Origin of the sequence: Actinoplanes sp. CA-131856, assembly GCF_050956135.1 — a bacterium.
Classification (GTDB): Bacteria; Actinomycetota; Actinomycetes; order Mycobacteriales; family Micromonosporaceae; genus Actinoplanes.
The window spans coordinates 6,675,233-6,694,972 of sequence record NZ_CP191849.1; the positions used below are offsets into that span (position 1 = coordinate 6,675,233).

At 72.2% G+C, this 19,740-nt stretch carries 15 protein-coding genes and 1 pseudogene; 4 read left to right on the forward strand and 12 right to left on the reverse strand.

Features of this window, described 5'->3' with window-relative positions; all coding sequences use genetic code 11:
• Nucleotides 1-3: 3 nt before the first annotated feature.
• Nucleotides 4-5,160, forward strand: a complete 5,157-nt coding sequence (locus ACQP2X_RS30980) for an MMPL family transporter (protein WP_498687885.1) — start codon at nt 4-6, stop codon at nt 5,158-5,160.
• A 45-nt stretch (nt 5,161-5,205) separates the two neighbouring features.
• On the opposite strand, the gene ACQP2X_RS30985 is transcribed toward ACQP2X_RS30980, so the two are convergent.
• The 4 genes from ACQP2X_RS30985 to ACQP2X_RS31000 are packed head-to-tail and all read right to left on the reverse strand — an operon-like array spanning nt 5,206 to nt 9,082.
• A complete protein-coding gene (locus tag ACQP2X_RS30985) occupies nt 5,206-6,201 on the reverse strand; it encodes an NAD(P)H-dependent flavin oxidoreductase (RefSeq protein ID WP_498687886.1) in 996 nt (331 codons plus the stop codon).
• Nucleotides 6,202-6,237: 36 nt separating this feature from the next.
• A complete protein-coding gene (locus ACQP2X_RS30990; protein WP_498687888.1) occupies nt 6,238-7,440 on the reverse strand; it encodes an NAD(P)/FAD-dependent oxidoreductase in 1,203 nt (400 codons plus the stop codon).
• A gap of 26 nt (nt 7,441-7,466) precedes the next feature.
• Nucleotides 7,467-8,198, reverse strand: a complete 732-nt coding sequence (locus ACQP2X_RS30995) for an SDR family NAD(P)-dependent oxidoreductase (RefSeq protein ID WP_498687889.1) — start codon at nt 8,196-8,198, stop codon at nt 7,467-7,469.
• 5 nt (nt 8,199-8,203) lie between these two features.
• Nucleotides 8,204-9,082 (reverse strand): DMT family transporter, encoded by an 879-nt coding sequence (locus ACQP2X_RS31000; protein ID WP_498687891.1) that lies wholly within the window; start codon nt 9,080-9,082, stop codon nt 8,204-8,206.
• Nucleotides 9,083-9,152: 70 nt separating this feature from the next.
• On the opposite strand from ACQP2X_RS31000, the gene ACQP2X_RS31005 reads away from it, so the two are divergent.
• Both ACQP2X_RS31005 and ACQP2X_RS31010 read left to right on the forward strand, forming a co-directional pair.
• Nucleotides 9,153-10,040, forward strand: coding sequence for a LysR family transcriptional regulator (locus ACQP2X_RS31005; RefSeq protein ID WP_498687892.1), 888 nt, complete (start codon nt 9,153-9,155; stop codon nt 10,038-10,040).
• 45 nt (nt 10,041-10,085) lie between these two features.
• Nucleotides 10,086-11,477 (forward strand): SDR family NAD(P)-dependent oxidoreductase, encoded by a 1,392-nt coding sequence (locus ACQP2X_RS31010; RefSeq protein ID WP_498687894.1) that lies wholly within the window; start codon nt 10,086-10,088, stop codon nt 11,475-11,477.
• Between the two features lie 491 nt (nt 11,478-11,968).
• On the opposite strand, the gene ACQP2X_RS31015 is transcribed toward ACQP2X_RS31010, so the two are convergent.
• From ACQP2X_RS31015 to ACQP2X_RS31030, 4 genes are all read right to left on the reverse strand, one after another.
• Nucleotides 11,969-12,199 (reverse strand): hypothetical protein, encoded by a 231-nt coding sequence (locus ACQP2X_RS31015; protein WP_498687896.1) that lies wholly within the window; start codon nt 12,197-12,199, stop codon nt 11,969-11,971.
• Between the two features lie 399 nt (nt 12,200-12,598).
• Nucleotides 12,599-13,285 (reverse strand): hypothetical protein, encoded by a 687-nt coding sequence (locus ACQP2X_RS31020; protein WP_498687898.1) that lies wholly within the window; start codon nt 13,283-13,285, stop codon nt 12,599-12,601.
• 198 nt (nt 13,286-13,483) lie between these two features.
• Nucleotides 13,484-13,807 carry a VapC50 family PIN domain-containing toxin gene (locus ACQP2X_RS31025; RefSeq protein WP_498687900.1) on the reverse strand — a complete coding sequence of 108 codons (324 nt, stop codon included), beginning with the start codon at nt 13,805-13,807 and terminating at the stop codon, nt 13,484-13,486.
• 47 nt (nt 13,808-13,854) lie between these two features.
• The gene (locus tag ACQP2X_RS31030) at nt 13,855-14,325 is read right to left on the reverse strand and encodes a helix-turn-helix domain-containing protein (RefSeq protein WP_498687902.1); all 471 of its coding nucleotides are present in this window, start codon (nt 14,323-14,325) and stop codon (nt 13,855-13,857) included.
• A 268-nt stretch (nt 14,326-14,593) separates the two neighbouring features.
• On the opposite strand from ACQP2X_RS31030, the pseudogene ACQP2X_RS31035 reads away from it, so the two are divergent.
• A pseudogene (locus ACQP2X_RS31035) lies at nt 14,594-14,719 on the forward strand (hypothetical protein); the annotation flags it as partial.
• Between the two features lie 325 nt (nt 14,720-15,044).
• On the opposite strand, the gene ACQP2X_RS31040 reads toward ACQP2X_RS31035, so the two are convergent.
• The 4 genes from ACQP2X_RS31040 to ACQP2X_RS31055 all read right to left on the reverse strand — a co-directional run bounded on the left by ACQP2X_RS31040 (nt 15,045) and on the right by ACQP2X_RS31055 (nt 19,736).
• Entirely contained in the window at nt 15,045-15,455 is a 411-nt protein-coding gene (locus ACQP2X_RS31040; protein WP_498687903.1) for a hypothetical protein, read from the reverse strand.
• Between the two features lie 111 nt (nt 15,456-15,566).
• On the reverse strand, nt 15,567-16,340 hold the full coding sequence (locus tag ACQP2X_RS31045) for an SWIM zinc finger family protein (RefSeq protein ID WP_498687905.1): 774 nt from the start codon (nt 16,338-16,340) through the stop codon (nt 15,567-15,569).
• Nucleotides 16,333-19,314, reverse strand: coding sequence for a DEAD/DEAH box helicase (locus ACQP2X_RS31050; protein ID WP_498687906.1), 2,982 nt, complete (start codon nt 19,312-19,314; stop codon nt 16,333-16,335). The genes ACQP2X_RS31045 and ACQP2X_RS31050 overlap by 8 nt, the downstream gene beginning before the upstream one ends.
• The gene (locus ACQP2X_RS31055; RefSeq protein WP_498687908.1) at nt 19,311-19,736 is read right to left on the reverse strand and encodes a DUF5990 family protein; all 426 of its coding nucleotides are present in this window, start codon (nt 19,734-19,736) and stop codon (nt 19,311-19,313) included. Before ACQP2X_RS31055 ends, ACQP2X_RS31050 begins: the two co-directional genes overlap by 4 nt.
• Between the last annotated feature and the right edge of the window lie 4 nt (nt 19,737-19,740).

Genomic DNA, 19,740 nt, shown 5'->3' on the forward strand with positions numbered 1-19,740 from the left:
TGGGTGGCCCGCTTCCGGTGGCCGGTGCTGGCCGTCGCGCTCGTCGCGGTGATCAGTGCGGGCGTCTGGGGGCTCGGTGTCTTCGGGCAGGTGTCCGAGGGCGGCTACAACGACCCGAACAGTGAGTCCTCCCGCGCCGTCGAGGCGGCCACGGAGGCGTTCGGGGCGCAGGGCGGCGACCTCGTCGTGATCTACACCCCCACCAAGGGCAAGATCGACGACGCCGCGCTCGGCAAGCGGGTCCGCGAGCGGCTCGCCGCGCTGCCCAAGTCGGCCGTGACCGGCTCGACGTCCTACTGGCAGGCGCGCAGCGCCCAGTACGCGGCCAAGGACAAGAAGAGCGCCGTCGCCGTGGTCACCCTGGCCGGCGCCGACGACGGGGCCAAGCTCGACGCCTACCGCGAGATCGACGACAAGTTCGCCGTCGAGGGCGCCACGGTCCAGCTGGCCGGCGCGACCGTGCTGGCCGACGCGTCCACCTCCCGCTCCACGTCCGACCTGGCCACGGCCGAGGCCATCTCCCTGCCCATCACCCTGGTCCTGCTGCTGTTCATCTTCGGCTCGCTGGTCGCGGCGGCCCTGCCGGTGCTGGTCGGCGGCGCGGCGGTGCTGGGCTCGCTCGGCATCCTGCACGCGATCGCCTCGCACCACGAGGTCAACTCGTTCGCGGTGAACGTGGCCTCCCTGCTCGGCCTGGGCATGGCCATCGACTACGGCCTGTTCATGGTGGGCCGGTTCCGCGAAGAGCAGGCGGCCGGGCGCACCCCGGCCGAGGCGGTGCAGCGCACGGTCGCGACGGCCGGCCGCACGGTGCTGTTCTCGGCGTCGCTGCTGATGATCGCGCTCGCCGGGCTGCTGCTGTTCCCGCAGGGCTTTCTCAATTCCTTGGCGTACGGGGGTCTCGCGGCCGTCGGCCTGGCCGCGCTCCTGTCGCTGACGCTGCTGCCGGCGATCCTGGCCGTGCTCGGCCCCCGCGTCGACAAGCTGCCGGTCCGCCTGCCGTTCTCGGCCGGCGACCCCGACAAGTCGTTCTGGGCGCGGCTGGCCACCGGCGTGCTGCGCCGCCCGGTCGTGGTGGCGGTGCCCATCCTGGCCGGTCTGCTGCTGCTCGCCCTGCCGATCGGCGGCGTCCGCTTCGGCGAGGCCGACGAGCGCACCCTGCCGGCCGGCGATGCGGCCCGCCAGGCGATCGAGACCCTCCAGGCGAGCTATCCGCAGTTCGCCGGCGACGGCGTGCAGATCGTGCTGCGCGGCCAGGGCGACACGTCGAAGTTCGCGGTCCAGCTCCGCCAGATCCCGGGCATCGCGCAGGTCACGCCGGCCCAGCGGGCCAAGGACACGACGGTTTTCACGGCCACCCTGACGTCGACCGACCCGTTCAGCACGTCCTCGCGCGACGTGGTCGACAGCATCCGGGCCCTGCCGGTGCCGGCCGGCGTGGAGCTGCTGGTGGGCGGCACGACCGCCCGCAACATCGACAGCCTCCAGGCCACGGCCGACAAGCTGCCGCTGATGATCGGCCTGCTGGTCGGCGCCACCCTGATCCTGATGTTCCTGGCCTTCGGCTCGATCCTGCTGCCGATCAAGGCGGTGCTGATGAGCGCGCTCAGCCTGAGCGCCACCTTCGGCATCCTGGTCTGGATCTTCCAGGACGGCCACCTGGCCGGCCTGCTCAACGTGACACCGGCCCCGCTCGAAGCGGGCATCGTGGTGCTGATGGCGGCGGTCGTGTTCGGCCTGTCCACCGACTACGAGGTGTTCCTGCTCTCCCGCATGGTCGAGGCCCGCGCACACGGCGCCACGTCCAAGGAGGCGGTCACGACGGGCCTGGCCCGCACCGGCCGGGTGATCAGCGCGGCCGCCCTGCTGCTGATCGTGGTGACGGGCGCCTTCGCCCTCTCCTCGGTCACGACCATGCGCTTCGTCGGCGTCGGCATGATCGTCGCGCTCCTGCTGGACGCCACTGTCGTACGCATGCTGCTGGTACCCGCCGTCCTGGGCTTCCTGGGCAACGCGGCCTGGTGGGCGCCGGGCCCGTTGAAGCGCCTCCAGCAGAAGGCGGGCTTGGCCGAACACGCGGGCGAGCTGCCGTCGGGCCGCCACGCCGCCACGGACGACACCCAGGTGCTGGCCCTGCCCGCGGGCCCGAGCCCGACATGGCTGGCGCCGTTCTTCGAGGAGCCCAGAGCCCTGCCCGGCGCCTCGTCGCCGTACGCGCTCCCCGCGGGCTCGGACGCCGCCGCCACGCAGGTCATCTCCCGGGTCACCGACGACGAGCCCATCGACGCCGAGATCATCCCCGACCCCGAGCCGGCCTCCCCCTCCGCCGCCGCGTCCTCCTCCTCGCCGGAATCTGATGCCTCCGAGGCCGTCGCCGACGATCGCACGGCCGCCTACCCCGTGATCAGCACCGGCGCCGAGCCCGCCACCGACGACCGCACCGCCGCCTACCCCGTGATCGGAGCCGGCAGCGTCACCTCGACGTCGCCGGACGCGTCGTCGCCCGTCGAAGCCCCGTCGGCCCCCTCGGAGTCGCCCTCTTCCGAGGAGTCGGCCCTCTCCGAGGAGTCGTCCTCCTCCGAGGAATCGCCGTCCTCCCAGAAGCCCACTTCCCCCGCGGAGCCCACTTCCCCCGCGGAGCCCACTTCCCCCGCGGAGCCCACTTCCCCCGCGGAGCCCACTTCCGCGGAGGAGCCCGTCTCCTTCGCAGAGCCCACCTCCTCCGCCGAGCCCGGCTCCTCCGCCGAGCCGCCCTCGCCGGAAGAGCCGCCCTTGTCCGCGGCTGAGTCGTCGCCCGCGACCTCGGCCGGCGAGGACCCCGCACCGGCCGGCACCGCTCTCGATCAGCCTTCCGCCGACACGGCCCTCGAGCAGCCGTCGGCCGAGTCCGTGGAGAGCAGGCTGGTCGAGGCCGCGGCCGCCGAGGCCGTCCGCGCCGGCATCGAACGCGCCGAGGCCGAGATGGCCGCCGACGAGGCCGACGCCGCCTACGCGCACGCCCCCGACCCGGTCTCCGTGGAGTCGACCACCGACACCACCTCCGAGCCCGACGACGACATCATCGACGCCGAGATCATCGAGGACGACGACCTCCCCCGGGGCTCGGTCTACCCCAGCTCGACGGGCTTCCTGCTGCCGTCCGAGCCGTCGACCGGCACCACGTACAGCAGCAGCAACTACACCGACTACTCAGCACCCGACGAGTTCTTCTTCTCGTCCTCCACCAGCACGTTCACCAGCGCTTTCGCGCTACCCGCCGAACCCGACCCGGTGGACACCCAGGCACCCACCCCGTTCTTCGGCGACCGCCCCGAGGCCCCCACCTTCTTCCGCGAGCCCTTGGCCCTCCCCCCGATCCCACCCACCACCCGCGCGAACGACCTGGCCGACACCGACTTCGAGCGCACCCGGAGCCTGTCCCCCACCGACCTGAACGCGGCCCGCACCGCCCCCGACGCCCTCCCCCCGGACGTCACCACCCGCTTCGAGGCCCCCGACCTGGAGGCGACAACCCGCTTCGAGGCCCCCGACCTGGAGGCGACAACCCGCTTCGAGGCCCCCGACCTGGCCTCGACCCGCCGAATCCCCGCCGCGCAGATCAAGAAGGCCCTGGCCCCGGACCCCACACCAACCACCGAGAACCCACCGGCGGCCGAGCCCACCCTGCTGTCGAAGCGCCCAGCCACCCCCGCCGAGACCCAGCCCACCACGCCGTCTCAGGCCACCCCGCTGCCGCGCCGCCAGCCCCTACCCGACCCGGAACCCACACCGCAGCCGCCCACCGACACTCCACAGGCCGCTCCAGCGCAGACCCCCTTCGCGGCCGAGGTCCCGTCCGTAAGCCCGACGCCGCTCGCCGCCGAGACCCCGACCGCCAGCCCGGTCCAGGCGCCGCTCGCTGCCGAGGCTCCGTCTGCCAACCCGGTCGCGGCCGAGGCTGTCTCCGTCAGCCCGCCCGCCGCTGAGGCCGCGCCCTCGGTGCCGGCGGAGGCCGCTCCCCTGCCGCGGCGACGGACGCTCGCGGACGTCGACCCGTTCCGCGCGAATCCGGAGCCCCTGGCTCAGCGCGCGTTCCAGGCGGACCCGCTGCCGCGGCGCCAGCCGACCGAGGCGGATCCGTTCCGGGCCAACCTGGATCGGCCGCTTCCACAGCGCCCGTCCCAGCCCGAACTGCCCGCTGCCAGCGCAGCACCGGCCCCGGCCGAACCGAAGGCGTCGGCCTTCCCCGCTCTGCCGGCCCTCCCGGTCGGCCGCGGCGACCGGCCCACGGACCTGAGCAGCTACCTCCCACAGCGCCGCGCCGACATCCCGGCCCAGCGCCGCCCCGAGGAAGCCACCCAGCCCGCCCAGCCCGCCCAGCCTTCCCCGCCAGCCCAACCTTCCCCGCCGGCCCAACCTTCAGTGGCCGCCCAAGGCTCTCCCTCGGGACAGCCTTCACTGCCGACCCAGCCTTCAGTGCCCGCCCAAGGCACTCCCTCGGGACAGCCTTCACTGCCGGTCCAGGCCGCTCCATCGGCCCAGACCTCTCCGTCTGGCCAGCCCTCGCCACGCGTCCCAGCAGGTTCGCCGGCCCAAGCCGGTCTGCCCACCCAGGATTCTCCGGCCGGCCAGGTTTCCTCGGCCTCGGCCCCGTCGGCCAACCCGGCCCCGTCGGCCAACCCGGCCCCGTCGGCCAACCCGGCCCCGTCGGCCAACCCGGCCCCGTCGGCCAACCCGGCCCCGTCGGCCAACCCGGCCCCGTCGGCCAGCCCGGCGGCTGGTGTGCGCCGGCCGGCCTCGCTCGCGGATCAACCGCTGCCGCACCGGTCGGGGCGCAACGAGGCCTCCTTCTCTGAGCCTGCCGCCGCCACCGGCTCCGCGCCTGAACTGCCGTCGTTTCCGGCGCCGCGCGCGTTGCCTCCCGCGCCCGTTCGGCGGCCGGCGGATCTCGGCGACCATCTGCGGGAGTCGCGGCCGGCCGATCTGGCGCAGTACAGCCGTACCCACCCGCCGGCCGATCGGCCCAAGCCCGCCGCCACCGGCGAAGCCCCGAACGCCGGCCGCCGGCCCGAGACCCTGGCCGAGGTCAAGCCCACCCGGCGCCCGGCCAGCCTCGCCGACCAGGTTCCGGCCCGTCCCCGCCCCACCGCCAACCCCGACGGCCCGGAGACCACTGACTGATCTCGCCCCACCGGTCGGGCCGGCACAGTGCCGGCTCGGCCGGGGTCAGGGGTGGTAGCGGCCCAGCATCTCCGACGCCTGGGCGGTGATGTCGGCTATCACCGAAGCGGCGCTCTTCACGCCGTCGATCAAGCCGACGCCCTGGCCCGCAAGCAGTGGCATCTCCTCCAGGTCGCCCCTGGTGACCCGGGTCGGCACCAGGTTGGAGAAGCGCGGAATCTCGATCTCGGGGCCGCCCAGGCTCGTGTGGCCGATCACCGGGCGTTCGGCGCCCGGCGGGGGCTGCCGGGGCCACTGCTCGGTCACCCTGGTGCTCAGCACCCTCATCGGGTTGAACTCGGGTGTCTCGGGGCCGAACAGTGACGTACGCACCGTCTCCGTCGCCTTGGCCGTGACCAGTCTTTCCTTGTAGCCCTCGTGGGCACCGGACTCGTCAGTGGCCACCAGTCTGGTGCCGATCCACGCCCCGTCCGCGCCCAGCATCAGGGCCGCCGCCAGGCCCCGCCCGTCCGCTATGCCGCCCGCGGCCAGCACCAGGGCCGGGCTCACCGCGTCCACCACCAGCGGCACCAGCGCGAACGTCGGCAGCGTCGCATAGTTGTGGCCGCCCGCCTCCACGCCCTGCGCCACCACCACGTCGACCCCGTCGTCCACCGCCTGTCTCGCCGCGTCCACCGAGCCGACCTGTTCGAAGACCCGGACCCCCGACTCGTGCAGCCGGTCGATCCACGTGCGCGGTGGATGTCCCCAGTGGAACGACGCGGCCGCCACCGGCCCGGCGCAGACCGCCTCGATCTGGTCGTCCTGGGTGAAGCCGGTGATGAAGTTGACGTGGAACGGCCGGTCCGTGCCGGCTCTGATCCCGGCGATCGTCTGTGCGAGCGCCGGCGCCGGCATGAGGCCGACGCCGAGCGCTCCCATCGCTCCGGCGTTGCTGACCGCCACCGGCAGTTCCGGCGTCATCGCCACGAACGCCATGCCGGCCTGGGCGATCGGGGTCGACAGCCCGTACTCCTCGGTGAACCTGGTTCGCAGTTCCATCCGGTCGACGATGACACCTTCGGGCCGCCGGGCCTGTCAGCCGTGGGACAGCAGCCGGCCCACGTTCTCCGGCGCGAAGAACTCGACCGGCGAGGTGATCCCCGAGTTGAGGCGGGCGAACGCGTCCTGGCCCTCCTGGCTGCCGGCCAGCGCCGACATCAGCTGGACCGTCTGCTCGTCCGGCGGCTGGAGCGAGGCGATGCCCAGGGTCATCTGATAGACCGGCATGGCGCGGGCGTCACGCTTGGCCTGATATCCGGACAGGGCTTCGTCGTACGGCTTCGCGCCGCTCAACGTCGTGTCCAGCGCCTCGGCCAGGCCTTCGGCGTCGAGGAAGGCGTCCGTGATGCCCTGCGCCGTGATGAAGTCGCGGTTGTATCCGGCGTCGCCGACCAGCGCCCAGCCGGGGCCCCACGGGGTGCGGAAGTAGTTCGGCACCGCCATGCCGGAGATCCGCTCCTCGCGCTTGGCGTCGCCGATCCGCTCGGCGAACGACGGCGACAGCGCGAACGTCTCCATCAGGGTGGCCTCGACGTCGTCACGGTGCGCGGCCATCTCGGCGTGCGGCCAGCCGCCGATCACCAGGGTCAGGTCGTCGTTGGTGGGGCAGACGGCCCAGCCGCGGCCGGGGCGGCTGTACGCCTCGAAGGTGTCGGTCGGCAGGTTGCTGTAGTACGAGTAGTAGCCGACCGTCAGCGGCGCCCGCTCCTCGTACACGGCCGGCTCGACCGTCTTGGCGACCACCGACGTGCGCCCGTCGGCCCCGACCACCACGCGGGCCCGCTCGGTCACCGTCGTTCCGCCCGGTCCGCGCCCGCGGATCCCGGTCACCCGGCCGTCGTCGACGAGCACCTCGTCGACGGTGAAGTCCTCGCGCACCTCGGCGCCGGCCTCGGCCGCGGCGTCGATCAGGATCTTGTCGAGGAGGGTACGGCGGGGCGCGTAGGCGTACGGCGAGTCGGCGCTGCCCGGATCTCCGGCCAGGGTGATCGGCCCGAAGTCGAACGAGTAGCGGCCCACCGGCGGGCAGCCGGTCGCGGCCACCCGGTCGAGCAGCCCCCAGCGCTGGAGCGCGGCCGCGCCCGGCGGGTGGATGACGTGCGTCGACACCGTGTCGCTGGGGAAGGTGGCCCGATCGACCAGGAGCGTTCTATAACCCTTGCGGGCCATCGACATCGCGAGTGGCGACCCGGCGCAGCGAGCTCCGACCACGATGACGTCGTACGTCGTTTCCGTCATCCCGCCATAGTGGAAGATGACGACGGTCAGCGGAAGACCAGTCCCCCGCCTACTTCGATCACCTGGCCGGTGAGCGCGGCCGAGCCGTCGGAGACCAACAGGCGTACCGTCTCGACCAGATCTTCCGGGACGATGGGCCGGGGCACCGCCTGCCGGGCCAGCAGCGGCGAATGGGCCTCCTGATCGCGGCCGTGGGCGAGCTCGGCCTCCCCCTCGGTGCGGATCGCGCCCGGCGAGAGCGCGTTGACCGTGATGCCGCGCGGCCCGAGCGCGTGGGCCAGCGAGCGGGTCAGCCCGATGAGCGCCGCCTTGCTGGCGACGTAGGCCGGCCCGGACGGCCCGCCCATGACGACGGTCGGCGAGACCACGTTGACGATCCGGCCCCAGCCTTTCGCCGCCATGCCTTCGCTGAGGGCCTGGGCCAGCAGCATCGGCGCTGTCACATTCACCGCGAAGGTCTGCTGCCACTCGTCGTACGGCAGATCGGCGAAGTTGACGTTGGAGGCGCGAGCCGCGTTGTTGATCAGGACGTCGACCGGACCGGCTTCAGCGGCCAGGGAGCGGACGGCGTCCGGATCGGAGAGGTCGGCGTCGAACAGCGAGGCCGAGGCGCCGAGATCGCGACAGCGCTGGGCGACACCGGCGGCCTCCGCCGCGGCGTCCAGGTGATGCAGCAGCAGGGTGTCGCCGGGGCGGGCCAGTCCGGCCGCGAGGGCGGCGCCGATCCCCCGCCGCGCCCCGGTGATCAAAATCCGCATGCCGATCACCCTACGGCGACCGCCGAGGGCGCGGGAGCCACGACGCGCGTCGACAACCAGCACCCCGCCGCCACGAGGGTGAAGCCGGCGATCGTGCTCACGCCGAGGTGCTCGTTCAGCAGGATGACACCGAGAAGCACGGCCACAACGGGATTCACGTACGTCACCAGGCCCGCCCGCGTCGACCCGACGAGCCCGATCAGCTGGTAGAAGGCCAGTAGTGCCACAGCCGTACACAGCAGACCCAGAACCACCAGCGAAGCCCACGCCGAACCGGAGACCGGCGAAGCCGGCAGGGCGAACGCCGCGAAAGGCGCCAGCACCACCGCGCTGATCCCCGTGGTCGCGCCGGTCAGCGCCTCGGTCGGCACGTCGGACAGGCGGCGCTGGACCAGCATCGTCGCCACCGCGTAGCTCACGGTCGCCAGCAGCACCATGCCCGCGCCGATCAGGCCGTTGCGGTCGCCCGACAGATCGAGGCCGACCAGCAGGGCCACCCCGCCGAAGCCGAGGGCCAGGCCGGCGATCCGGATCGGGGTGAGCGGCTCGCGGCGCGCCATCAGCAGGGCGATGGCGACCGGCTCGATGGCGATCAGCAGACCGGTCAGGGAGGAGCTGATGTGCGTCTCCCCGTACGTGATGAGCAGGAACGGCCCGGTGATGTGCACGAACGAGAGCAGGACGACCGGGCCGAGGTGGCCGCGGAGGCGGCTCAGCGTGCCCCGCGCCGCGGCGATCGGCAGCAGGATCACCGCGGCGATGGCGATGCGGCCGGCGACCACGAGCAGGGGTGACAGATCCTCGATGGCGACCTTGATGAGGAAGTAGGGGATGCCCCAGAGCACGGACACGAGCAGGAACAGGAGCCAGGCGCGACGATTCACACCCTGAGCCTCGTCGCCTACGGTAGTAAGCGGTAGTACCCACCTCCTGATGTGGCTGTTAGGAATTCTTATGATCGACGTCCGGCGCCTGCAGATCCTGCGCGAGGTGGCCCGGCTCGGCAGCTTCAACCGGGCCGCCACCACCCTGCGCATCACCCCGTCGGCCGTGTCCCAGCAGATCAGTGCCCTGGAGCGCTCCTTGGGCACGGTCGTGGCCCTGCGGAGCACCCGGGGCGTCGTGCTCACCGACGCCGGCCGGGTGCTGGTCGACGCGGGCGACGCCATCGCGGCCGAACTGGCCAGCGCCGAACACGAGATCGCCCGGCTGGCCCAGGCCGGCACCGGCAAGCTCACCGTCGCCACCTTCACCAGCGGCGGCCAGCGGCTCCTGCCGTCCGCCCTGACCCGCTTCGCCGAGGAACGGCCCGGTGTCGAGCTGGCCGTGCTCGAGAACGAGCCCGAGGACGCGATCCCGCTGGTCCGGGAGGGCGCGGCCGACCTGGCGCTGGTCTACCACTACGACGGGCCGCCGCCGCAGCCCGCCGGTCTGTGCTTCACCCCGCTCATGGAGGACCCCATGTGGATCACGGTCCCCGACGGGCACCACCTGGCCGGGCGGGACGCGGTGACGATCGCCGACCTGGCCGGCGAGCGCTGGGTGCACGGATGCCTGGTCGTCGGCGACCTGCTCGATCACTACGCGGCCATGGCCGGATACGAGCCCCGGGTGGCCTGCCGCGGCACCGACTACGTCTTCGCGCAGTCGCTGGTGCGGGCCGGCGTCGGCATCAGCATGATCCCCCGGGTCGCCCTGACCGGCGGGGTGACCACCGTCGCGCTGCGCCCACCGTGCCCGACCCGGTACATCGGCCTGGTCATGCCGAAACGCCGCCCGAACCCGCTGGCCGAAATCCTGGCCGGGGCCCTTGAGAAGACGGTCGCCGCGCTCGATAAGTAAAGTGGTCCACCGCAGGTTTCACCACGAGTTTCTTTTGAGGGGATTATGTCGGAGCAACGGGTTGATCCCGAGCGTTTGGCGCTCTGCCTCGCGGTGCTCGCCGAGGTCGAGTCCCTGCCCGTGGAGCACCCCGACGCCGTGGCCGTGCGCCGCGCCACCGCGGGCATCTACAAGACGGCCAAGATGCAGCGCCGCCGCGACCGACGCGACGCCATCCTCGAGAACGACCGGGCCGTGACCGCGTCGACGGCCACCGGCGCGCCCGGCCGCATCGACGACGAGACGGCCGGCATCCCGCTCAAGAGCACCGCCCGCTCGGCCGTGGCCGGGGTGCTGCGCCAGGCCCGGGGCTGCTACATCTGCAAGCAGCGCTACACCCAGGTCGACGCCTTCTACCACCAGCTGTGCCCGTCCTGCGCCGAGAAGAACCACGACCGCCGCGACGCCCGCACCGACCTGACCGGCCGCCGCGCGCTGCTCACCGGCGGCCGCGCGAAGATCGGCATGTACATCGCGCTGCGCCTGCTCCGCGACGGCGCCGACCTGACGATCACCACCCGTTTCCCGCACGACGCGGTCCGCCGCTTCAAGGCCATGCCGGACAGCGCCGACTGGCTCAAGCGCCTGCACGTGGTCGGCATCGACCTGCGCGACCCGGCCCAGGTGGTGGCCCTGGCCGACTCGGTGGCCGCGCGGGGCCCGCTCGACATCCTGGTCAACAACGCGGCCCAGACGGTCCGCCGCACCCCGGGCTCGTACTCGGCCATCACCGCCGCCGAGAAGGAGCCGCTGCCGTCGGGCGACCTGCCCCAGCTGGAGTACTTCGGAAGCGTGGGCGTCTCCCCGGCCGCGGTGCTGACGAGCGGCACTTTCACCCCGGAGCAGGTGACGGAACTGGCCCTGACCGCCCGCTCGGTCGCGATCGACGCCGGCGGCCTGGTCCCCGACACCACCTCGACGAACAGCTGGAGCGACCGGGTCCACGAGGTCGACGCGCTGGAGCTCCTGGAGGTCCAGCTCTGCAACGTGACGGCCCCGTTCATCCTGGTCAGCCGCCTGCGCGAGTCGATGGTCCAGTCCCCGTTCCCCCGCCGCTACGTGGTGAACGTCTCGGCCATGGAGGGCGTCTTCAACCGCGGTTACAAGGGCGCCGGCCACCCGCACACGAACATGGCCAAGGCCGCCCTGAACATGCTGACCAGGACGAGCGCGGTCGACCTGTTCGCCGACGGCATCCTGATGACCAGCGTCGACACCGGCTGGATCACCGACGAGCGCCCGCACCCGACCAAGATGCGCCTGCACGAGGAGGGCTTCCACGCCCCGCTCGACCTGGTCGACGGCGCCGCCCGCGTCTACGACCCGATCGTCCGAGGCGAGCTGGGCGAGGACGTCTACGGCTGCTTCCTCAAGGACTACGAGCCGATGCCCTGGTGAGCACGTATTACCGACCGTCAACGAACTGATGACGTAATGCCGTCTCCGGGTGGTCGCCCGGATAGCCTCGAAAAATGATCCACCCGGGTGGCCCGTGAGCGGCGGGCAACGCGCCACCCGCCGTGACGACCTGCCGTTGCCCGCGTCGCGCCGGTCGCCGGACACGGCGGCGGCCGTGCTGCGCGCCGTCCTCGACCACGGGCCGATCGCGCGGAGTTCGATCGCCCGGGCGACCCGGCTGTCCGCCGCGACGGTGACCGGCGTGGCGACGTCCCTGCTCAGTCAGGGCCTGGTCCGTGAGGCGCGGGAGGCGGCCGGGCTGCCGGGGATCGGCCGGCCGCACGTGCCGCTGGACGTCGAGCCGGACGCGGTCGGCGTCATCGGGGTCCACATCGCGGTTCCCCGGGCCACGGTCGCCCTGCTCGACCTGCGCGGGCGGGTGATCACCCGGCGGCAGTACCCGCACGGCCGGCGCGACCCGGACAGCGTTCTCACCGCGCTCCGCCGGGCTGATCGACCGGCCGGACATCCACGCGCTGGTGGACGCGGCCGCGGCGGGCGGCGCCGAGGCGCTCGGGCTGCTGCGGGAGCGGGCCCGTCTCGTGGGCCGCGCCGCCGCCCTGTTGCTCGACCTGTTCGACCCCGAGGTCCTCGTGGTGGCCGAAGCGGGCGCGAACCGGCTGCCGGGCTGCCAGGCGACGTTGCGCTCGGAGACCGCCCACGCGTCGGCATCGGGGGCCGACATGGCGACGCGCCACCGCCCTCAGCGTGCTCTCCGTCCCGCCGTGGACCCCGATCGTGCGCTCGCCGAGGCTCCCCGGCCAGCGCCTTCCAGAACGGTGGCCGGCAGACGCCGAGCATCTCGCCGGTGCGGTGCGCCAGGGGCTCGCGACATTCCAGCGCCGGGGTCGGTCAGCGTGCCGGAGTAGCCGAAGACCACCACGCGCATAGCCCACACACGGACGCGCCGGAGACCCCCGTGGTGCGAGGGCCTCCGGCGAGGCGGTTTCGTGCGGTGGATCAGGATCCGCGAAGGATCAGGTTGCCGTTGTCCGCCGGCGCCGCATTCCCTGCGGCGTTATCCCGCTGGCGTTTCGTTCAAACCCAGACCACGCAGGACGTCATCGCGGTTCGCGTCTCCACGCAGCGCGGTCAAGGAATTCAAACGGCCCAGCAAAGTCGTGGAAGACGCCGGGGCACTTCAAGTCCTGAATCGCCGACAACGTCTTTTCAAAACGCTGGATACGGCTTTCCAGGTCCGTTCCGCTCGGAAGACTCGCATTCTTCAGCGCTACCTGCGCGTTCACCTGGGCTTGAGTCGGTGGGCAGCGACCGGGAACATTCACCCCGGTGGGGCCCACACGGTCGGCCGTCGCGTTCGGATCGCCCGGGCTGAAACCCAGCGCCGGCACCAAGGCGTCGATGCTGCCGGAGCCGGCTCCGGCGTTCGCGTCACCGGATCCTGGGGCGGCGGACCTATCCGCTGGCGTTTCGTTCAAACCCAGACCACGCAGGACGTCATCGCGGTTCGCGTCTCCACGCAGCGCCGTCAAGGAATTCAAACGGCCCAGCAAAGTCGTGGAAGACGCGGGGCACTTCAAGTCCTGAATCGCCGACAAAGTCTTCTCAAAACGCTGGATGCGGCTTTCCAAGTCCGTTCCGCTCGGAAGACTCGCATTCTTCAGCGCTACCTGCGCGTTCACCTGAGCTTGAGTCGGTGGGCAGCGACCGGGAACATTCACCCCGGTCGGGCCCACACGGTCGGCCGTCGCGTTCGGATCGCCCGGACTGAAACCCAGCGCCGGCACCCTCTTCGTCCCGTCCTGCTTGTGCCGAGATATACGAGCAGCGATGTGCAGCAGTTCATGACGCTGAGCAAGCCTTCCTTAAAGTTTCTTTAGCGATAATTCGGGGGCGTGCGTCCGCGGGCACCCGGCCGCGGGTCAGCAGCGAACTCGCCACCATCACGGTGAACGCGAGCGGCATCGTCCGCACAGTCGGCTGCGCTACCAGGCCGGAGGGCCGAGATGGCGTCGTACTTCAGCGGCGAATCTGGGCACGCCAGTGCGCTGCAGAAGGACCAGGATCTCCGGCAAGGTGTTCGGCACTCTCCGGTAGGACGCGGCTTGGTGGCGGAGCACGTCCATGGTCAAGCCGGGGTAGAGGTCGAGTTGGTCGAGCAGGAAGTCGTCGGGGTGGATGGCCGCGATGTCGTAGGGCTTGAGGGCAGGCTCGGGGAAGTCGCTGAGGTTGAAGGCGACGACGACTTCGGCATTGGCGCGTACGGCGGCGGCGGCCGGGACGTGCCGGTCCTTCGGATGGTTCGCCATACCGTCAAGGAGTCAAGGAACGCCGGGAACGCCACCATGACCGGCCGTCACCTCGACGGCGGAGAGTCGAGAGTGATCTCGTACAGGTCGTCGTCCTCGGCATCGGCGGCCATCTGGTCCAGGGCTCCGCGGCGTTCGGTGCGAGTGCGCTCGGAGTAGTCGAGAATGTCCCGCAGCAGAACTCGTCGATGCCGGCCGCGCAGGCTGTGCGGGATCTCGCCGTCGGTGAGCAGGCGGACCAGCGTGGGTCGCGAGATGTTGAGTATGTCAGCGGCTTCCTGGGTCGTCAGCATCGTGTTGTGCGGGGCAATCGAGACGGCCATGCCCTGGGACAGGGCGCCGACGACGTCGCGCAGCAGCTCGTAGAGCTCGGCCGGGATGTCGAGTTGCGAACCGTCCGGGCCCACCAGCTTCGCTCGCACGGGAGCCTCGGCGTCGGCCAGACCCCGCGCGAAGCGCACCAGGTCAGCGGGGTTTTCAGGTGGCAGAACGGTCCGTTCACGCAGGGTGCTCGACATGAAGACCCGACCGTAGGACGCATGCCCGATGACGCACAACGATCCCACCGAGCGCGACCCCCGCTCTCGAAGGTGACGGGAAAGGCCCGGGTCGTGCTCACTGCCTCGTCTGCCGAACAGCGCACTTGGGAGAGCCGGCTGATCGGCCACGGGCTGCTCACACAAAGTCTGCTGACGGCGCTGCTCGACGCGGTGGGGATCGCCGTCGACGGTGGGGTGCGCGGTTCACCTCCACCACCGATCGGTGCAGTCCCGGCAGGCGGCCGGCGTGCACCTGGGAATTCCCGCGAACACGATCAAGCAGTGGGTCTCCGGCGGCAACGAACCGCCGGTCATGCATTCAATCGCGCCCTCGACCCCGCGCGGACCACGTCTGCAGTTCATCGCCCTGGCGGAGGCTCATTTCCTCCGCGGGCTGCGTAACGCGGGCTTGTCGATGCCGCAGATCCGCGCGGGTGCCGAGCGTCTGCGAAAGGTGACGGGCGAGGAGTATGTGCTGGCGAGTGTCGGCCGCCGAGTAGTCGCGGCTTTCGGGATGTGGGCGAGCAGGTCCACACACTCGCGGAAGTGTTCGGCGAAGAAGCTTCGCAGCAGCTTGAGGATGGGCGCTGAATGGCGACCACGACACCGTGGGGTGTCCGGGGGTCGCCCCCGGAAGCGGAAACAGTCGAGCCACGGCCCTGCGGGGCCGTGGCTCGATGTGGTGCTTACTGACGATGTCAGTGCTTGCCCTTGTGGTGACGGTGGTGGTAGCGGTGGTAGTAGCCCGGGCCACGGTCGCCGAAGTCGTCGCGGTCCCAGTTGTACCAGTTGTCGCTCCAGTCGTCCCAGTCGTCGTTGTCCTCGACGACCAGGGCCCAGCGGCTGCGGAAGCCGTAGCCGATGCGCACGCACTCGGCGTCGTCCCAGCGGTCGAAGCGCTCGCCGAGACGGCCGGCGATGACGCAGCGACGGAAGTCCCGGTAGTAGCCGACGACGCGCTCGTCATCGTCGTCCCAGTGCTTGGCCTGGTTCGTGGTCGCCTGGGGGGCAGTGCTGCCCGTGGAGGCCACGGCCGTGCCGGCACCCAGCGTCGCGGCGGCGACGACACCCAGACCGGACACCATCAGCATTCGGGTGATTCGGTTCATCTCACACCTTCTCTTGACAAAACGCTGTGTCCCAAGAAGGAGATCATGAGAACGCAATGTCACGGGTCGGTTTCGTAACGTGTAACCCGATCGTGGGAGAACGGACTTGGGCTACGCTTCCGGCAGCGCCAGGTAGGCGGGGCGCAAAAGCTCAACAATCGGGCGCCCGTCCTGCGCCAGCCCGGGCGGATCGAGCTGGTCGAGCAACGCGTCAGGCCTGGTCACGGCCCCGGGGCGCCCGCCGACGGCCGCCGGGGGAAGCGCGCCGCCCCAGAAGTCGGCCGGGTCTCCCAGCCCGTCACCCGGATCGGTGACGGGGGTCTCGGCGGGAGCCGGAGCGGCCGCCTCGCCGGTGACCGCGCGGGCGCTGCGCAGCTCGCGCAGGCGCAGCAGCAGCTCGTCGCGGCCGCGGCCCCGCCAGGTGAAGGCCCCGAACGGGTCTTCCTCGAAGCTGCGGGCCAGCGCGTAACTCGCCGCCGCCAGGTGTACGCACGGCATGGGCCAGCGCTCGCAGGTGCAGTCCATCGCCACTTCGTCGAGCGACAACGGCACCAGCGAGAGCCCGGCCGCCTGGAACACGCCGCCGATCCCCGGCGGCATCCGCCCCGCCAGCAGATCGGCCGCGAACCGCGCCTCGCGAACCAGGTCTTCCTCGACCCGGGCCCACTCCGAGGCCCCGAACGCCCGCACCGCGATCCGGGCCCGGAAGGCCCGCGGATCGTCCGGCCCGCGCACCAGCGCCACCACGAGGCTTCCCGAGATGGTCAGGCTCCGCACGTGCCCGGCCCGCTCGTCGCGCCGCCCCCGCGCGAACGTCGGCCCCATCCGCAACGACTCGAACGTCCCGAGGAACGCCAGCGACAGACGCTCGTCATGCTCAGTCACCGACGGCCTCCGGGGCGAGGGTCAGCAGGTCGTGGAGCTCGGTGGTGGTCAGCGAGGTCAGCCAGCCCTCGCCGTTGCCGACCACCCGGGCGGCCAGGACGCCCTTGTCGGCCAGGAGACGGTCGATGCGCTCCTCCAAGGTGCCCAGGCAGACGAGGGTGTGCACCCGCACGTCCTTGGTCTGCCCGATGCGGAAGGCCCGGTCGGTGGCCTGCTCCTCGGTGGCCGGGTTCCACCAGCGGTCCACGTGCACGACGTGGTTGGCGGCGGTCAGGTTGAGGCCCGTGCCGCCCGCTTTCAGCGACAGGACGAAGACACCGGGGCGGGTGTCGGCCTGGAAACCGGCCACCATCTCGTCGCGGGCCGCCCGGGGCGTGCCGCCGTGCAGATAGCGGACCGGCACGCCGAAACGGGCGGCCAGATGCGGGGTGAGCATCGAGCCGAAGCGCGCGAACTGCGTGAAGCACAGCAGGCTCTCGCCCTGGCCGAGGGCCTGGTCGACGATCTCCTCCAGGCGCTCGAGCTTGCCCGAGCGGCCGGGCAGCGGTGAGTTGTCGCCCAGCAGCAGCGCCGGGTGGACGCAGGCCTGTTTCAGCTTGGTCATGCCGGCCAGCACGATGCCCTTGTTCCAGCGGTCGGTCGACTCGTCGAGCCGGTTCGTCATCTCCTCGAGGATCGCCTTGTAGAGCGTGCTCTGCTCGCCGGTCAGGCCGCACAGATGGCGCACGTGACGCTTGTCGGGCAGGTCGTCGACGACGATCGGGTCGGATTTGACGCGGCGCAGAAGGTACGGCCGGGTGGCCTGGCGCAGGCGGGCGGCCGCGTCCTCGTCGGCGTACCGCTCGATCGGCACGGCGAAGCGGGCCCGGAACGTGTGGGCCGAGGCCAGCACGCCCGGGTTGACGAAGTCGAGGATCGACCACAGCTCGGCCAGGCGGTTCTCCACCGGCGTGCCGGTCAGCGCGATCCGCACCCGGGCCGGGAAACGGCGCACCGCCTTGGCCGCCGCGCCCGCGCTGTTCTTGACGTTCTGCGCCTCGTCGAGCACCACGCGGTCCCACTGGGTGGCCGCGAGCCGGTCGGCGTCGCGGACCGCCGTGGCGTACGTGGTCAGCACGATGTCGGCGTCCAGCGCCACGTCCCGGTCGGTGCCGTGCAGCACCGCGACGCTCAGCGACGGCGCGAAGCGGGCGATCTCGCGCTGCCAGTTGCCGAGCACCGACAGCGGGCAGATCAGCAGCGCCGGGCCGGACCGCCGGTGCAGCAGCAGGGCCAGCAACTGCACGGTCTTGCCGAGGCCCATGTCGTCGGCCAGGCAGGCGCCCAGGCCGAGGCCGTCGAGGAACGCCAGCCAGGAGAAACCCCTGATCTGGTAGGGCCGGAGCGACCCCACGAGCGCCGCCGGCGGGTCGAGCAGGGTGAGCCGGTGCTCCAGGTCGCCCGAGAGCAGGTCGGCCATCCACCCCGAGCCGGCCGTGGCCGTCACCGGCAGCGGAAGCTCCTCGGGCGGCAGCAGCTTGATCGTGCGCAGCGCGTCGCCGGCCGTCATCGTGCCGCCGCCGCGGACCAGGAACCGCAGGCCGGCGTCGAGCCTTTCCGCGTCGAGGTAGACCCACCGGCCCCGCAGCCGCACCAGCGGCACCTTGGCCCGGGCCAGGTCGGTCAGCTCGGCCTCGGTGAGCATCTCGCCGCCGAGCGCCAGCCCCCAGTCGTAGTCGACCATGTGGCCGAGGTCGGCCGCCTGGTCGCGCAGCACGGCCGGCACCGCCTCGCGCGGGCGCAGGTTGAGACCCAGCCCGAGCCCGGGCCCCTGCCGCCACCACGCGGGCAGCAGCACGCCGTAGCCCGCCTCCTCAAGGGTGGCCGCGTGGCTGAGGAAGCGGTGCGCCTCTTCGGTGTCGAGCACCATGTCGACCGGCCGGGGCACGCGCAGCGCCGCCTCGAGGTCGGGGTAGAGCCGGGCCGCCCGCCCGAGCCCGCCGAGCAGTCTCTCCTGCGGATGGCGCGTCCACCGGCGCAGCGGCGCGTACGAGTCGCGCCAGACGTCGGCCGCCGTCACCAGGGCGCTCGGCTCGTCGACGGCCTGGAGCAGGAACTCCAGCAGCCAGGCCTCGCGCGGCGGCGTGCCGGCCGGGTCGACCGCGTCGGGCTCCTCGCCCTCGTCGGTGATGTGGCTGAGCCGGAAGCAGAGCCGCACGGCCGCCCCGGAGACCGCGCCCGCGTGCCAGGCGTCGAGCTTGTCGGCCAGGTCGTCGGCGAGGGCGGGCGCGGCGACGAAGCGGGGCTCGTCGGTCAGCGCGGTCAGCCACCCGTCGCCGATGTGCACGCCGGCCTCGGCCAGCCGGGTGCGGACCAGGCCGTCGACGAGCCGGTCGAGCGCCGCGGCCAGCGCGTCGGCCGCCGGCAGCCCGGCCACGTCGCCGGGCCGGGACCGCTCGGCCCGGGCCGCGGCGGGCAGCCGGCGCAACAGGTCGGCGTGGTGGACGGCGTCGAAGCCGGTGAGCACGGGACGCCAGCGGGCGATCGGCCCGTGCGGATGGACCGCCGGCAGCACCCGCCCGCGCCGGACGAGATCGGCCGCGAACGCGCACAGCTCGATCATCCACAGCACCGACGCCCCGAGCCGCCCGTCCCACGAGTCGGCGAGGTCGTCGTCGAGGAACGGCACGGTCACCGCCGGCACCGGCCAGGCCCGAAGGCGGGGCGTTCCGCGCCGGGGCGGCAGGCCCAGCTGAGGCGACGGCAAGGGCCCGGCGCTGGTCGAGGGAAGCACGAGTGTCGCCTCGGGGCGGGCGTCACCGGCCGGGAGCTGGCCGGCGGGCAGCGCGAAGGGATGGGCGCCACGCGACAGCGTGCCCGCGCCACTGCCCGACGGCGAGCCCGGCGTGGCCGACTCGCCCCACAGCACCAGGGAGCCGTCACGCCCGACGAAGGAATGCAGCACCCGCACGGTGGCCTGGGCGACGGCGGTCATGCCACGCTCCAGTCGGGCCGCACCCGGGCACACACCGGATCACCGTGGGCGTCGGTCAGGCCCAGAGAGCCGATCAAGACCTTTCCCTCGTACGCCTCCCGCAGCACCGCCGTGGGCACATCACCGAACATGAGCTTGGCCCGCCGGAACATCTCGAACGTGTCCCCGACGACGTTTCCCCAGGTCAGATAGAGGAACCGGGCCCCCGGCCGCCCGTGGACCCACGGCCCGCCCACGTCGAGCAGCTCGTCGACCTCGCGCGCGTCGACCGCGATCTCCCACGTCGCCGAGGGCGCCCAGGCCGGGACCAGCCGCTCGGCGACCGCCTTGCGCTGCATGCCGACATGCACGTTGGCCAGGCGCAGCGCGGACGACCCGGCCCGGGCGCCGGGCAGGTCGTGTCCCTCGATCCGGATCTGCACACCG